Source organism: Streptomyces canus (genome assembly GCF_041435015.1).
In the GTDB taxonomy this organism is placed as follows: domain Bacteria; phylum Actinomycetota; class Actinomycetes; order Streptomycetales; family Streptomycetaceae; genus Streptomyces; species Streptomyces canus_G.
Genome location: NZ_CP107989.1, coordinates 942,481 through 957,113 on the forward strand (window position 1 = coordinate 942,481; position 14,633 = coordinate 957,113).

Sequence of the window (14,633 nt, forward strand, 5' to 3'; positions counted from 1 at the left end):
CCGCGGCCAGGAAACGCCACGGCCGCCGCTCGACCCGCTGGGCATAGCGGTGCCACGTCCCCTGCGCCGTCTCGCCCTCGGCGGCGTCGGTCTCGGCGACCGGACGGCGCACCCGGTAGCGGTCGATCCGGGTGCCGATCAGTCCCAGCAGGGCCGGGACCAGGGTCAGGGCGCCCAGGACGGCGGAGACGACCGTGACGGCGGCGGCGAGCCCGAGTTTCGCGATGAACGAGACTCCGGACACGGACAGGCCCGCCAGGGCGATGATCACCGTGCAGCCGGAGACCAGGACGGCTCGTCCGCTGGTGGCGGTGGCCCCGCCGGCCGCGCGCACCGGATCCTTCCCGTCCATCAGGCTCTGGCGGTGGCGGGTGAGCTGGAAGAGCGCGTAGTCGATGCCGACGCCCAGGCCGATCATCGTGGCCAGGGTGGGCGAAACGGTCGCGAAGGTGAACGCCGAGGCCAGCAGGCCGAGGCAGGCGAGCCCCCCGATCACACTGATCAAGGCGGTCACCAGGGGGATTCCGGCGGCGATCACACTGCCGAAGCCGACGAGCAGGACGACGATCGCCACGGCGAATCCGATCAACTCGCTCACCCGGTCGTCGGCGTCGGGCCGCGCGAGTTCGCCGAGCTGTCCGCCGTACTCGACGTCGACGCCGGCCGCCCGCAGGGGCTGTACGGCTTTGTCGACACCGTGGAGGTAGCCGTCGCCCAGGGTCGAGGGCTGGACGTCGAAGCGGACGGTGATGTAGGCCGTCTTCGCGTCCGACGACAGCGGCCCGACCTTCGAGGCGGGCGCGGACAGCGGGTTCTGCACCGACAGGACGTGCGGCAGCTTCTGGAGATCGGTGACGGTCGTGGAGACCTGCGAGCCGAGCGAGGTGAGGGCCTTGTCACCGTCGTGGAGAACGATCTGGCTGCCGTACCCCCCGGCCGCCGGGTCGTGCTTTTTCAGGACGTCCTGGCCCTCCTGCGACTGCACGCCGGGCAGGGAGAAGTTGTCGGAGTAGTCCCCGCCGAAGGACCGGTTCAGGGTCTGCAGGGCGACCAGGGCCACGAGCCAGGCCACCAGGACGATCACGAAGTGTCGGGCGCACCACTCCCCCAGCCTGCGCAGGGCGCCCTTGGGCCTGTTACGGGTAGTGGACATGGTGTCGTCTTCCCTGCCGGCCCCGAGAGATCAGTACTCCCATTACACGCCAGCCGGATCATCCGGGCATCCCGGCACCGACCCGTCAAGGACCGCGGACGGGACCCGCTCCGGACGCTTCCGGATGCAAGGTCGGCCCGGGCGTTGAATGGTGATAGCGGACCCGTTGACACCACCGGGACCGCACAGCGATCCGGATCCGAGGAGCAGAGATCATGCCGACGTCACAGCCCGACGCGTCCCGGTCGTCCGAGGACCGCACCACCCCGGACGACCTGCTCCACACCCGTACCGGCACCGAGGTGTCGCCGGAGGACCTCGTCCTTGCCTCGGGCAAGGACATCACCCCGCGCAGTCTCGAATGGGCCCGGCGCAAGCTGGCGGCGGAGGGCCCGGCAGCGCTCGACAAGCTGCTGCCCTGACCACACCCAGTGGCCGTACGTCAGCCCCCGGACTCCTCGTCCAGGCACAGCACGTCGACCCGCTGCACGAGGTTGTTGGCGAAGCCGCCCCGGTTCCAGGGCTGTTCCAGCGGCTGGGTGTGCCCCTCGGCGTCGGTGGCCCGTGCGCTGAGTACGTACGCGCCGGGCTCCGCGCGCCAGTTGAAGCGCCAGCGCCGCCAGGCCCAGCGGTGACCGGCGTCCGGTTCGAGTTCCGCCTCGTGCCAGGACCGTCCCGCGTCGGTGCTGACCTCGGCACGGGTCACCGGCGCGCACCCGGACCAGGCGCGCCCCTCCAGCGTCACGGCCCCTGGCCGGACGACACGGGCTCGGGACATGAAGTCCGGGAATCCGGGCGGGACGAGCAGGGCGCGCGGCGCGATCCGGGTGACCGGCTCGCCCTCGTCCCCGGGGTGCTGTCGGAGCCGGTAGGCGACGGTCTGCTGGAACCCGGTGAACGGCGTGTCGGTGACGGTGATCTCGCGCAGCCACTTCACCTGGGCCATGCCGTACCAGCCGGGCACGACGAGCCGGAGCGGGTGGCCGTGCTGCGGGGGCAGCGGGGTGCCGTTCATCTCGTAGGCGACCAGTACGTCGGGCTCGGTACCGGTGGCCACGCCGAGGGGCAGGGCCCGCTGGTAGTCCTGTTCGACGCCGCGTTCCACTCCGTGGTCGGCGCCGGTGCACACCACGTCGACGGCGTCGGCCTCCACTCCGGCCTCGGCGAGCAGCAGCCGCAGCGGTACGCCGGTCCACTCGGCGGTGCCGACGGCCTCGACCAGCCAGGGCTGGCTGACCGGGCGGGGTGTGAGCAGGGCCCGACCGTTGCCCGCGCACTCCATCGTCACCCTGGTGGTGACCCGCGGCAGGGAGCGCAGTTCGGCCGGGGTCAGGGTGAGCGGGCGGCGGACCCTGCCTCCGATCCCGAGCTGCCAGGGGGTGTCCTCGGGGACGTACGGGATGTCGTAGTGCGTGAGGACGTAGTGCAGGCCGGGCGGGGTGAGGTCGTGGCGCATCGCCTCGAGCGGCAGACCGTGGTTGCGGGTGGCGAGCGCCAGTTCGTCCCGGCCGATGCCCTCGTCGGGGGCGGCGAGCCGGGCCGGGGTGCTCGTGTCGGCGAGTCGGTGGCCCATGGCCGCATTGTCCCGCGGTCCGGCTGAGCTGTCGCGGTCCGCGCGCCATCTCCGGCAGTCCCAGGACGGCTTCACCGTCAGCTGCGCCGGTTCAGGGGGCGACCGGTTTCCTGCTCACCCTTTCGAAAGGGACCCTGCGGCTGTCAGACTCCCGAGGGTGCCCGACTTCGACATGCTCGTCATCGGATCCGGTCCGGGTGGCCAGAAGGCCGCCATCGCCGCGGCCAAGCTGGGCCACCGGGTCGCCGTCGTCGACCGCCCCGACATGGTCGGCGGGGTCTCCATCCACACCGGCACCATCCCCTCCAAGACCCTGCGCGAGGCGGTGCTGTACCTGACCGGCCTCACCCAGCGCGATCTGTACGGACAGAGCTACCGGCTCAAAGAGGACATCACCGTCTCCGATCTGACCGCGCGCACCCAGCACGTGGTCGGCCGCGAGGTCGACGTGATCCGCAGTCAGCTCTCCCGCAACCACGTCGCCCTCTACGCCGGCACCGGCCGCTTCGTCGACCCGCACACCGTCGCCCTGCGCGAGGTCAACGGTCACGAACGCCTGCTCAGCGCGGAGAACATCGTCATCGCCACGGGCACGCGCCCGGCACGGCCTGACACCGTCGAGTTCGACGGCCGCACGATCATGGACTCCGACAACGTGCTCGCCCTCGAACGCGTCCCGCGCTCCATGGTCATCGTCGGCGCGGGGGTCATCGGGATGGAGTACGCCTCCATGTTCGCCGCGCTCGGCAGCAAGGTGACGGTCGTCGAGAAGCGGGCCGGGATGCTCGACATCTGCGACGTCGAGGTCATCGAGGCGCTGAAGTACCACCTGCGCGACCTGGCCGTGACGTTCCGCTTCGGTGAGACCGTCGCCGCGGTCGAGCGCCACCCCCGCGGCACGCTGACCATCCTGGAGAGCGGCAAGAAGATACCCGCCGACGCCGTGATGTACTCGGCCGGACGGCAGGGCCTGACCGACGAACTCGACCTGGACAAGGCCGGGCTGGCCGCCGACAGGCGCGGCCGGATCACGGTCGACGAGCACTACCGCACCGAAGTGCCGCACATCTACGCCGTGGGAGACGTGATCGGCTTCCCGGCGCTGGCGGCGACGTCCATGGAACAGGGCAGGTCGGCCGCCTACCACGCCTTCGGCGAGCCGGTCGGACAGATGCACCATCTCCAGCCCATCGGCATCTACACCATCCCGGAGATCAGCTTCGTCGGACGTACCGAGGACCAACTCACCGAGGACAGTGTGCCCTTCGAGGTCGGTATCTCCCGGTACCGCGAACTCGCCCGGGGTCAGATCATCGGGGACTCCCACGGCATGCTGAAGCTGCTGGTCTCCCCGGAGGACCGGACCCTGCTGGGCGTGCACTGCTTCGGTACCGGGGCCACCGAACTGATCCACATCGGGCAGACCGTGATGGGCTGTGGCGGCACGGTCGACTATCTGGTCGACGCGGTGTTCAACTACCCGACCCTCGCGGAGTCCTACAAGGTCGCGGCGCTGGACGCCACGAACAAACTCCGCCAGATCGACCGGATCGGGGACTGAACCGACGTCAGGGTTCCTCGGAGGGGTCCTCGACGATGTGCACGGCGGCCTCCTCCGCGCCTGCCGCGCCCGCGTCGATGCCCACGTCGGTGGCGACCTCGTCCTTCGTGGTGGTGGGGTGGGCGCCCTCGTCGGGGGCGACGAGACGGCCGGCGCGGTCGGCACCGGCCTCCGGGTCGATCGGTTCGCCCTCGCCGCCGGGCAGGTCGCCGATCTCGTCGCCGAGGGGCGCGGTCGCCTCGGGGGCCTCCTGGGCGAGGCGTTCGTCGAGGCTCTCCCCGTCGTGCTGTTCGGCCGCGGTGGTGCCGTACCGGGTGACGCCGAGGGGCTTCTCCGGTGGCGAGTAGCCCTCGTCGAGGGTGTCGTCGTAGGTCCGTTCGTCGACGGCGTCCTGGAGGTCGAGCGGGGCCGCGTCCTCCTGCTCCTCGTTGGTTCCGGTGGGCTGGTAGGCGTCGTCGGCCGGCGGCTCGGCGGGTGTCGGTTCGGTGCCCATGGGCTGCCTCCCTCGCGCGTCGCGTGCGGTTCGATGCGGTGTCCTGAACCGCGTTTCCCCGTATGCGCTCTCCAACCTCAAAAGGCTGCCGGAGTAAGGCATTCCACGGCCGGAAGGTTACCCCCCAGTTAATCTTGAAGGGTCAAGGAATACGGCTATCATCACTCGCATACACGGAGTGACCGGTCGTCCACGCAGCGGCCGTACGGTCCCCCGCGCACCCCTTCGGTACCCCTCTCCACCGCCCCTGCCCGAGGCCATCCCTCTCAGTGCCCGGGGCGGAGCCACCCCCACCCCTTTTGTGCCGTACGGTCCCCCTCCGCCGTGCGCCGTGCCCTACCGAAAGCAGCGCAACCATGATCAACAGCAGGGGCAGAGGGCTGCAGGCCAATGCCCTCGGTACCTTCGACACGGTGGTGATGGCCGTCGCGGGCAGCGCGCCGGCGTACTCGATCGCCGCGACCACCGCGGTCCTGGTCGGCTCGGTGGGCCTGGCCAGTCCGGCGGCTCTGCTGTACTGCGCGATCCCCATGCTGGGCATCGCGCTCGCGTTCAGCTATCTCAGCCGGATCGACGTCAACGCGGGCGCCAGTTACTCCTGGGTGGGCCGTACACTCCACCCCTTTCTGGGATTCGTCAGCGGCTGGGCGCTGGTGATCTCGGCGACCATCTTCATGGTGGCCGGCTCGCTGCCCGCCGGTTCGATGACGCTGGCGCTCTTCGACCAGGACCTCGCGGACAACACCGCGCTGTCGACCGTCGTGGGCGCGGCCTGGTTCGTGCTGATGCTGCTCGTGGTGCTCGGCGGTGCCCGACTGACCGTGCGCGCCCAGCTCGTCATGTCCGGCGTGGAGCTCGCGATACTGGCCCTGTTCGCGGTGCTCGCGTTGTTCCACACGGGCAACGCGCGCGCCTTCGACTGGTCCTGGCTCGGCTTCGGCCACTTCGACGGCATGCAGGGTTTCGCCTCGGGGGCGCTGATCGCCGCGTTCTACTACTGGGGCTGGGACGTCACCAGCAACCTGAGCGAGGAGACCCGCAACAGTCGGCGCACAACGGGACTCGCGGGGCTCATCGGGGTCGGCATCGTCTTCCTGCTGTTCGAGGTGTTCACCATCGCGGTGAACGTCATCCTCACCTCGAAGCAGATCGAGGAGAACGATGCCAACGTGCTCGCCGTCCTCGGTGAGGAGATCTGGCCGGGCTGGGGCGGCAAGCTGCTGATCGTCGCGGTGATGCTGTCGACCATCGCCACGCTCGAGACCACGCTGATCCAGGTCACGCGCTCACTGTTCGCGATGGGCCGGGACCGTACGATGCCGTCGGCGCTGGGCCGGGTGCACCGCCGCTGGAACACGCCGTGGGTGGCGATCGTGGTGGTCGGCGCCGTGGCGCTGATGATGTTCATCGCCTCCAACGCCCTGGGCTCGGTGGGCGACATCCTCTCCGACGCGATCTCGGCGATCGGGCTGCAGATCGCCGTCTATTACGGCCTCAGCGGCCTCGCGGTCGTCGTCGCGTACCGCAAGATGCTGCTGAAGTCCCCGGCGGACTTCCTGCTCGGCGGGCTGTGGCCGTTGCTGGGCGCCCTGTTCATGTTCTGGATATTCGTCGAGTCGCTGGGCGAGCTGAGCACGGCCGCGATCACGATCGGCGTCGGCGGGCTCGCGGTGGGCCTGATCCCGATGCTCTGGTACTGGAGGCGGGGCAGCGACTACTACCGGCCCGCGAGGCTTGACGCGAGCCGTACTGTCGAGGCGGACTACGTTCCCGACGGCGGGGCATCCGGGCCTTCACTCGTCCACGACGGTCTCCCCACCGACTTCTGAGGGGTTGTGCGATGGCGAGAGACCGTTTCGCCCCCGAGTTCGACCCCGACTGCGGGGATGTCCCGCTCACCACAGCCCGCCAGGACATCGTCATCGGTCGCTGGCAGGGCCTGCGGGAGCTGTTGCGCGCGACCGGGCCCGAGTGGCTCTCGCGGGGGCACCGGGTGCGGACGCTCGCCCAGGCCTGCGCGGGCAGTTCGACGGTGGAGTCCTGGCTGGCGGCCGAGCCGCACAACGGTGACGCGCTGGTGCTGCGGGCGGCCACGGAGACGGCCAGGGCGTTCAACCTGGCCATCGCCGCGGGCCGGGGTGTGCCGATCGACCAGCGCCGCATCGACGCCGCGGTGATGGCCTGTCTGCAGGCTGCCGAGGCTTTCGTGGACGACCCGACGCCGTGGATCTCCCTGATCTCGGTGGCGCGGCTGTACCCGGCCGGGGTGCGGCGGCAGGAACTGGGCCGCTGGTGGGACGAGTTGCACGGGCGTGACCCGTACAGCGTCGAGGGCCACCTCCAGGTGCTGCACTACTACTCGTCCCGCTGGCACGGCTCGCACGGCCTGATGTACGACTTCGCCCGCGACGCGGCCGGGGTGGCGCCACCGGGATGCGCGCTGCCCGTGCTCGTGCAGTACGCGCGGGTCGAGGAGTACCGGGCCGCGGCGGACGCGACCGAGGACAGGCGGACGTCCGTGGGGCTGGGGCAGCACTGGAAGAACGACGGGGCCGTCAGCGACGTACGGCGCACCTGGCAGCGCTGGATCATGGGCCGCACCGACCACACGGTGGCCCCGGGTGAGCTGCGCGACCTCAACTATCTGACCCACGCGGCCAGCCACGCCGGGCTCCATGAGATCGCCGTCCCACTTCTCGAGATGCTGGACCGCCGGGGCACCCGTACGCCGTGGTCGTACACCGGGGACCCGGAGCGCGAGTTCACGAAGTGGCGCAAGGAGTTCAGGGTGCGGGCCTGAGCGTGTCCCGGTGCGGGTGGCGCGGACCGACGAGGCCCGCACCGCCGGCCGGGTCAGCCGCCGGCCCGCTCCCCCGCCAACCCCGCCGTCCACTTCTCCTCGATCCGGCCGACCTTCCACACCACCAGCGCGACGACCCACGTGGCGAAGAACAACCCCACGATGACGAAGCCCAGGAGGTTGAGGTCGAGGCCGCTGATCCAGTCCCAGAAAGGGCCGTGCAGGCCGAGTTTCCCGGCGAGCAGGCCCAGGAGCTCGACCGTGCCGATGAGGAGGGCCACCGCGACGGACAGGCCGGTGACCGTGAGGTTGTAGTAGACCTTGCGGACCGGCTTCGAAAATGCCCAGCCGTAGGCGAAGTTCATGAAGGAGCCGTCGATCGTGTCGAGGAGGGACATGCCGGCGGCGAAGAGGACCGGCAGGGTGAGGATCGCGTACCAGGGCAGTCCGGAGGCCGCGCCCGACCCGGCCAGGACCAGCAGGGCGATCTCCGTCGCCGTGTCGAAGCCCAGGCCGAACAGGAGGCCCAGGGGGTACATCTGCCAGGGCTTGGTGATCGACTTCATGACACGGCCGAGCAGGCGGTTCATGAAGCCGCGGTTGTTCAGCTGCTCCTCCAGCGCGACCTCGTCGTAGCGTCCGGAGCGCATCCGCCGGAACACCTTCCAGATGCCCACCAGGACGACCAGGTTGACCGCCGCGATCAGATAGAGGAACACGCCCGAGACGGTCGTACCGATCAGCGCGGTCATGTCGTGGAGGCGGGAGTCGTCGTCGCGCACGGGTCCGGCGAGGGCCTTCACACCGAGCGAGAGCAGCAGCGCCAGGACGAAGACGACGCTGGAGTGGCCGAGCGAGAACCAGAAGCCGACCGACAGCGGCCGCTGCCCGTCTCCCATCAGCTTGCGGGTGGTGTTGTCGATCGCCGCGATGTGGTCGGCGTCGAAGGCGTGCCGCATCCCGAGCGTGTAGGCGGTCACGCCGATGCCGATACCGAAGGACTTCTCGCCGACGCCGTAGTGGTGCGGGGCGACGATCGCGACGAGGGTGAACCAGCCGATCACGTGCAGTGCCACCACGACCCCGGCCATGCCGCCCGCCCTGACCCACTCCTGCCGCGTCATGGAGCCACGGACGCGGTGCCATACCGAGCCCCTCGCGGGCCCGGCGGCGGGGAGGAGGGGCGGAGCGGAGTCAGGGGCGGCCGTCATCGGGCGGAGGATCCTTCTTCAGTGGGTACGGCCGCGATCAGCAGCCTTGTGCCATCCTCCGGCACCTGCAAGTCATGTGCAGTAAAGCCCGCGACAGGTCTTCCCCACGACTGGGGAAAGTGCCCTGTCAGGGCGTCGCGTTCGGCCCGTCCGGCCGGTCGCGGCGCTGCTCGACCATCTCGCGGCTGAGGGCTTCGGTCTCCGGCTCGGACAGGCGCTCGAAGCCGTCCTCGGTGATGACGGACACGATGGGGAAGATCCGGCGGTTGATGTCGGGGCCGCCGGTCGCGGAGTCGTCGTCGGCCGCGTCCCACAGCGCCTGGAGCGCGGCGAGGGCGGCCTCGCGGCGGTCGAGTCCCTTGCGGAACAGTTTCTTCAGGGCGCCTCTGGCATACGGCGATCCGGAGCCCTCGGCGTGGAAGCCGGTCTTCTCGTAGAGTCCGCCGGCGATGTCGAAGCTGAAGATGCGGCCGCGTTCGCCCTCGGGCGCGGAGGGGTCGTAGCCGATGAGGAGGGGGACCACGGCGAGACCCTGCATGGCCTGGCCGAGGTTCTGCCGGATCATCCCGGCCAACCGCCGTGCCTTGCCGTCGAGGGTCATGGCGACACCCTCGATCTTCTCGAAGTGCGTCAGTTCGACCTGGTACAGCTTGACCATGTCGAGGGCGAGTCCGACGGTACCGGCGAAGGCGACCGCCGTGTGGTCGTCGGCGGGGTGCACCTTCTCCAGGTCGCGCTGGGCGATGAGGTTGCCCATGGTGGCCCTGCGGTCACCGGCGATGAGGACTCCGTCGCGGTAGGAGAGGGCCAGCACGGTGGTGCCGTGCGGCACTTGGTCCGGTGCGGCCCGCACACCGTCGGGCAGGACGCGGCGGGTGCTGAGCCGTTCGGGGCGGTGGGCCAACAGGAACTCGGTGAAGGACGAGGAGCCCGGGGTGAAGAACTCCTCTCCCAACCGTCCGCCGTGCTCGTTCCATGTCATGGCACTCCCCCTCGCGTCGGGCCGACACCCGAAGTCCTACCAGAGGCACGGGGGGCCGGAAACGCCGGTCGCGCCCACCGCGCCCGGGGGCGACGCCGATCCGCTCGGACGTCATGACGGCCCGTGCTCGCTCACGTTCGGCGCGACGTGGATGTCCATCCCGGCGGCAGGCCGGGTGTGCCAGTCGCGGGCGTAGGCGGGTGGCGAACCGCCGTGGCGGGTGAGGACGGCGACCGGCATTCGGCGGGACGCGCCGACGATCCCGGACTCGGTGCTGTTGGCGTTGTGGCCGAACGCCGCCGCCGAGGTGCACCCGGCGTAGTACGCGACGGGGACCGACAGGTGGCCGGTGAGCAGACAGGGCGGGCGCACCCCGAGGCGGTTCAGCTCGGCCGCGGTACGAGCCCAGTCGCGGTGATCGCGCGTCGTCCGGTGCACCGCGCGCTCCAGCACGGCGTACTGCACCGCCAGATGCCCCGCCAGTCCGATCCCGAGCAGCACCGTTACGACCGGACGCCACCGGCCCGCCGGGGTGGTCGCCAGGTGGAACAGCGCGTCGGCGACCGGGATCGCGAGCAGGGCGTAGGCGGGCAGCAGGAAGCGGGGAGCCGCGTATCCGATCAGGAAGAGGTAGGGCACGGCGGCCGTCGCGGCACAGACCAGCGGGACGAGGGAACCGCGCGTGCGCCCCGCCCGGACCGCGACCGCGAGCCCGACGGCGGCCAGCAGCGGGAGCACGGCCCACCAGGCCATCACGGCGGGGTCCGGCAGCGGCCCGGTGCACGGGCGGCACAAGGCCCGGCCGCCCAGGCTGCGTAACTGGTCGTCGACGGCGAACTGCGGGCCGAGGCCGCCCTGGATGCGGGAGCCCTCATGCAGACGCTCGGCCAGGCCGCCGTAACTGACGTACGCCTCGATCACCCACTGCGCACCGCCCGCCACCAGTCCGGCCACGAGGGCGAGGGCGGACCGCGGACGGCGGCCGACGGCTGCGGCGACAAGCAGCGGGAGGGTGACCCACACGGCGTCGGTGGGCCGCATCCACGCCATGAGCGCAGCGCCCGCCACGACACCCCACAGCGCCCTCGGGCTCTGACGGGCCCGCAGGAAGCAGCCGACCGCGCCCAGCCCGCCGACGGCGACCCAGTAGTTGGGCATGGCCTGGGGGCCGTAGAACAGGGTGATCCACAGGGAGGCGAACAGGGTGCCGCCGACGGCGAGGACGCGGGCCGGGAAGAGGCCGCGCCAGGTGCGCAGGGCCAGGTAGAGGCCGAGGCCGGACAGCACCGCGAGATAGACGCGCAGGAGTTCCGTCGAGGTCGACCAGCTCGCGACCGGCGCCACCAGCAGGGACACGCCGCGGGCGCGCGGGGCGCTGAAGAAGGCGGCCGGGGCCTGGACGCCGACCTGGCTGACGTAGACCGTCTCGTCCCAGCCGAGACCCATGCCGGGGCGGACGAGGACGAGTTGGGCCAGGGTGAAGGCGGCGGCCACCGCGGCGATCAGCCGGCTGCCCCTCTCCCGCCGGGACGCGCCGAAAGCGAGCGATGACGTACGTCTTCGTTCGCCGACCAGCTGGGCGCTGTCGCCGTGAGCCATCGTCCACCCCTCACCCCCGTGTGCCGCGGGGACTGATCCATTACACAAAACATGGACAAAGTAACCCGCGGCAGCGGCGGGTGCAGGGTGGAGTTCGGCCAAGCGGTGCCTGGCCGGATCACGCTCTCGGGGTCAGCGGGGGTGGGGGCTGCGATGCGTCGGCTGGCCGGGGGCCGGGCGGTCCTGCGGTGGTGGGACGGGGCGGACGACCGGCCCGTCGCCGTTGACGGTCACGGCGTCGCCGTGGTGGCGGATCGTCAAAGGAGCACCCGACATCAGCGTGTACGTCGCCTTGTCCGGGCCGATCTCCACCCGCAGACAGCGCCCGAGGAGCTGGAGGTTGAAGGCGAGGCGGCTGAACCGTTCGGGCAGCCGGGGCGCGAAGCGGAGGGAGTCGCCGTCACGGCGCAGACCGCCGAATCCGGCGACGAGGGCCGTCCAGGTGCCGGCGAGGGAGGCGATGTGGAGTCCGTCGCGGGTGTTGTTCTCCAGGTCGGCGAGATCCATCAGCGCTGCCTCGGCCGTGTAGGCGTACGCCAGGGACAGGTGTCCGGCGCGGGCGGCGACGACCGCCTGGACGCAGGCCGACAGGGAGGAGTCCCGTACGGTCAGGGGCTCGTAGTAGGCGAAGTTGCGGGCGATCTGCTCCTCGTCGTGGAACTCCTCGAACCAGCCGCTGCACAGGTACATCGCCAGCACCAGGTCCGCCTGCTTGACGACCTGTTTGCGGTAGATGTCGAAGTAGGGGAAGTGCAGCATCAGCGGGTACTGGTCGGCGCGGGTGCTGTCGAAGTCCCACGGCTGGTACCGGGTGAAGCCCGCGTGCTGTTCGTGCACGCCCAGTTCGTCGTTGTAGGGGATGTGCACGGCCTCGGCCGCGTCCCGCCAGGCGGCGCTCTCCTCGTCGTCCACGCCGAGTGCGGCGGCCTGTTCCGGATGGCGGGCGCAGGCGGCGGCGGCCGCGAGGAGGTTCGCGCGGGCCATGAGGTTGGTGTACGTGTTGTCGTCGGCGATCGCGCTGTACTCGTCGGGGCCCGTGACGCCGTCGATGTGGAAGACGCCGTGGTGGTCGTGGTGGCCGAGCGAGCGCCACAGCCGGGCCGTCTCCACGAGGAGTTCGACGCCGGTGTCGCGTTCGAAGTCCGTGTCCCCGGTGGCCTCGGTGTAGCGCACCACGGCGTCCGCGACGGCGGCGTTGACGTGGAAGGCGGCGGTACCGGCGGGCCAGTAGGCCGATCCCTCCGAGCCCTCGATGGTCCGCCAGGGGAACGCGGCGCCGTTCAGGCCGAGTTGGGCGGCGCGGTCGCGGGCGGCGGGCAGGGTGTGCCGGCGCCAGCGCAGGGCCTCGGCGACGGCGCCGGGCTCGGTGTAGGTGAGCAGGGGCAGGACGAAGGTCTCGGTGTCCCAGAAGGCGTGCCCGTCGTAGCCGGACCCGGTCAGTCCCTTGGCGGGAATGGCCCGTTGCTCCGCGCGGGCGCCTGCCTGGAGTACGTGGAAGAGGGCGAAGCGGACGGCCTGCTGGATCTCCTCGTCGCCGTCGACCTCGACGTCGGCGCGGGCCCAGAAGTCGTCGAGGTAGCCGCGCTGTTCGTCCAGGAGTCCCTCCCAGCCGCTGTGGGCCGCGGCCGCCAGGGCCGCGTCGACCTGGTCGCTCATCGCGGGCCGGGAGCGGGCCCCGGACCAGCCGTGGGCGACCAGCTTCTCCAGCCGCAGCCGCTGTCCCGGCTCCAGGACGGAGGTGACGGTCAGCCGGGCCAGGTCCACCGTCTCCTCGCTGCTGGTGGTGGTGCGCTCGGGTCCTTCGACGACGTGGTCGGCGGCCACGGCGACCCTCAGTCCGCTGTGCCGGGTGCGGTGCACCAGCCGCAGACGGGTGCCGTCGGCGAAGCCCTCCTCGTGCTCCAGCGGCGACTTCAGGGCCTTGGCGGCGCGCGGGTCGCCGTTCGCCCCGGGCAGGCTCTCGTTGCTGACGAGTTCGGACTGGATGACCACGCGAGTGCGGCTGTCGACGGGCTCCACCTCGTAGGCCACGGCGGCGATCGCCCGCTGGGTGAGCGAGACGAGCCGGGTCGAGCGCACCCGTATCCGCGATCCCGCCGGTGAGATCCACTCGCAGGACCGCTCGAGGACGCCCCGGCGCAGGTCCAGGGTGCGTTCGTGGCCGACGAGACGGCCGTAGCGCAGGTCGAAGGGCTCGTCGTCGACGAGGAGCCGCACGATCTTGCCGTTGGTGACGTCGATGACGGTCTGGCCGGACTCCGGATAGCCGTAGCCGGCCTCGGCGTACGGCAGCGGGTGCAGTTCGTGGACGCCGTTGAGGTAGGAGCCGGGCAGGCCGTGCGGTTCGCCCTCGTCGAGGTTGCCGCGCCAGCCGACATGGCCGTTGGACAGGGCGAACACGGACTCGCTCTGGGCCAGGACGTCGAGGTTGAGGGAGGTCTCGCGGACGGCCCAGGGCTCGACGGTGTAGGCGCGGTGGGTGATCACGCGGGGCCTCCCAGTTCGGCGAGGCCCTTCACGACCACGTCGGCGCCGTGCTCGTAGAGGGCGTCGGCCTGTCCGACGCGGTCGAGGCCGACGACGTATCCGAAGCCGCCCGCGCGGCCCGCGTCCATGCCGGCGAGGGCGTCCTCGAAGACGGCGGACCGGGGTGCGTCCAGGCCCAGGTCGTGGGCGGCGGCGAGGAAGGTGTCGGGGTGCGGCTTGCCGGGCAGGTGCCGCTCGGCCGCGACCACGCCGTCGACGCGTACGTCGAAGAGGTCCTCGGCGTCGATCGCGCGCAGCACGTCGCGGCAGTTGGCGCTGGAGGAGACGATCGCGGTGCGCAGACCTTGTGCACGGGCCGCCCGGATGTAGGCCAGGGTGTCGTCGTAGGCCTCGACTCCGTCGGTGCGGATCTTCTCCAGGACGAGGGCGTTCTTGCGGTTGCCGAGGCCGTGGACCGTCTCCGCGCCCGGCGGATCGTCCGGATTCCCGTCCGGCAGTTCGATGCCGCGGGAGGCGAGGAAGGTACGCACGCCGTCGGCCCGCGGCAGACCGTCGACGTACTCGTCGTAGTCGTGGTCGTCGAAGGGCCGGAAGTCCTCGCCGTCGCGTTCCCGCAGGAACGCGTCGAACATCTCCTTCCAGGCGGCCGCGTGCACGACGGCCGTCCTGGTGACGACCCCGTCGAGGTCGAACAGGCAGGCCTTGATCTCTTCTGGCAGACCGAGCTCCGTCATACAGGACACGGTTCCCTGCAAAGCCCTGTGCCAACAGGCG

Annotated in this window: 11 protein-coding genes and 1 pseudogene; 4 read left to right on the forward strand and 8 right to left on the reverse strand. The window is 71.0% G+C overall.

The genetic code is table 11. From position 1 onward, the window contains the following. Positions 1-31: 31 nt before the first annotated feature. Positions 32-1,153: pseudogene (locus tag OG841_RS04445) on the reverse strand (MMPL family transporter); the annotation flags it as partial. Between the two features lie 215 nt (positions 1,154-1,368). Here OG841_RS04445 and OG841_RS04450 point away from each other — a divergent pair. Then, positions 1,369-1,575 carry a hypothetical protein gene (locus OG841_RS04450; RefSeq protein ID WP_328642684.1) on the forward strand — a complete coding sequence of 69 codons (207 nt, stop codon included), beginning with the start codon at positions 1,369-1,371 and terminating at the stop codon, positions 1,573-1,575. A gap of 20 nt (positions 1,576-1,595) precedes the next feature. Here the strand turns inward: OG841_RS04450 and OG841_RS04455 are convergent, their stop codons facing one another. Then, on the reverse strand, positions 1,596-2,726 hold the full coding sequence (locus tag OG841_RS04455) for a sulfite oxidase (protein WP_328642683.1): 1,131 nt from the start codon (positions 2,724-2,726) through the stop codon (positions 1,596-1,598). 157 nt (positions 2,727-2,883) lie between these two features. Here OG841_RS04455 and sthA point away from each other — a divergent pair, with 157 nt between their 5' ends. Further along, the gene (gene sthA, locus OG841_RS04460) at positions 2,884-4,287 is read left to right on the forward strand and encodes a Si-specific NAD(P)(+) transhydrogenase (protein ID WP_328642682.1); all 1,404 of its coding nucleotides are present in this window, start codon (positions 2,884-2,886) and stop codon (positions 4,285-4,287) included. Between the two features lie 7 nt (positions 4,288-4,294). Here sthA and OG841_RS04465 read toward each other — a convergent pair whose 3' ends face one another. Further along, positions 4,295-4,780, reverse strand: a complete 486-nt coding sequence (locus OG841_RS04465; RefSeq protein ID WP_328642681.1) for a DUF5709 domain-containing protein — start codon at positions 4,778-4,780, stop codon at positions 4,295-4,297. Positions 4,781-5,136: 356 nt separating this feature from the next. On the opposite strand from OG841_RS04465, the gene OG841_RS04470 reads away from it, so the two are divergent. Together OG841_RS04470 and OG841_RS04475 are read left to right on the forward strand one after the other, a co-directional pair. Continuing rightward, positions 5,137-6,609 carry an APC family permease gene (locus tag OG841_RS04470; protein WP_365120602.1) on the forward strand — a complete coding sequence of 491 codons (1,473 nt, stop codon included), beginning with the start codon at positions 5,137-5,139 and terminating at the stop codon, positions 6,607-6,609. Between the two features lie 11 nt (positions 6,610-6,620). Continuing rightward, positions 6,621-7,580 (forward strand): hypothetical protein, encoded by a 960-nt coding sequence (locus OG841_RS04475; protein WP_328642679.1) that lies wholly within the window; start codon positions 6,621-6,623, stop codon positions 7,578-7,580. A gap of 53 nt (positions 7,581-7,633) precedes the next feature. Here the strand turns inward: OG841_RS04475 and OG841_RS04480 are convergent, their stop codons facing one another. The 5 genes from OG841_RS04480 to OG841_RS04500 all read right to left on the reverse strand — a co-directional run bounded on the left by OG841_RS04480 (position 7,634) and on the right by OG841_RS04500 (position 14,593). Continuing rightward, entirely contained in the window at positions 7,634-8,791 is a 1,158-nt protein-coding gene (locus OG841_RS04480) for a HoxN/HupN/NixA family nickel/cobalt transporter (protein ID WP_371563575.1), read from the reverse strand. 127 nt (positions 8,792-8,918) lie between these two features. Further along, positions 8,919-9,773, reverse strand: a complete 855-nt coding sequence (gene prcB / locus OG841_RS04485; protein ID WP_371563578.1) for a proteasome subunit beta — start codon at positions 9,771-9,773, stop codon at positions 8,919-8,921. A gap of 111 nt (positions 9,774-9,884) precedes the next feature. Next, positions 9,885-11,372, reverse strand: coding sequence for a hypothetical protein (locus OG841_RS04490; protein ID WP_371563582.1), 1,488 nt, complete (start codon positions 11,370-11,372; stop codon positions 9,885-9,887). 132 nt (positions 11,373-11,504) lie between these two features. Next, positions 11,505-13,859: a glycoside hydrolase family 65 protein gene (locus OG841_RS04495; protein ID WP_371563585.1), complete on the reverse strand. Its 2,355-nt coding sequence runs from the start codon at positions 13,857-13,859 to the stop codon at positions 11,505-11,507. After that, positions 13,856-14,593: a beta-phosphoglucomutase family hydrolase gene (locus OG841_RS04500; protein WP_328642674.1), complete on the reverse strand. Its 738-nt coding sequence runs from the start codon at positions 14,591-14,593 to the stop codon at positions 13,856-13,858. The genes OG841_RS04495 and OG841_RS04500 overlap by 4 nt, the downstream gene beginning before the upstream one ends. Between the last annotated feature and the right edge of the window lie 40 nt (positions 14,594-14,633).

What these genes read in the sequence shown, in the direction of transcription:
- OG841_RS04450 (WP_328642684.1), top strand. Translation starts at nt 1,369, where the DNA reads ATGCCGACGTCACAGCCCGACGCGTCCCGGTCGTCCGAGGACCGCACC.
- OG841_RS04455 (WP_328642683.1), bottom strand. Translation starts at nt 2,726, where the DNA reads ATGGGCCACCGACTCGCCGACACGAGCACCCCGGCCCGGCTCGCCGCC.
- OG841_RS04465 (WP_328642681.1), bottom strand. Translation starts at nt 4,780, where the DNA reads ATGGGCACCGAACCGACACCCGCCGAGCCGCCGGCCGACGACGCCTAC.
- OG841_RS04470 (WP_365120602.1), top strand. Translation starts at nt 5,137, where the DNA reads ATGATCAACAGCAGGGGCAGAGGGCTGCAGGCCAATGCCCTCGGTACC.
- OG841_RS04475 (WP_328642679.1), top strand. Translation starts at nt 6,621, where the DNA reads ATGGCGAGAGACCGTTTCGCCCCCGAGTTCGACCCCGACTGCGGGGAT.
- OG841_RS04480 (WP_371563575.1), bottom strand. Translation starts at nt 8,791, where the DNA reads ATGACGGCCGCCCCTGACTCCGCTCCGCCCCTCCTCCCCGCCGCCGGG.
- prcB (WP_371563578.1), bottom strand. Translation starts at nt 9,773, where the DNA reads ATGACATGGAACGAGCACGGCGGACGGTTGGGAGAGGAGTTCTTCACC.
- OG841_RS04490 (WP_371563582.1), bottom strand. Translation starts at nt 11,372, where the DNA reads ATGGCTCACGGCGACAGCGCCCAGCTGGTCGGCGAACGAAGACGTACG.
- OG841_RS04500 (WP_328642674.1), bottom strand. Translation starts at nt 14,593, where the DNA reads ATGACGGAGCTCGGTCTGCCAGAAGAGATCAAGGCCTGCCTGTTCGAC.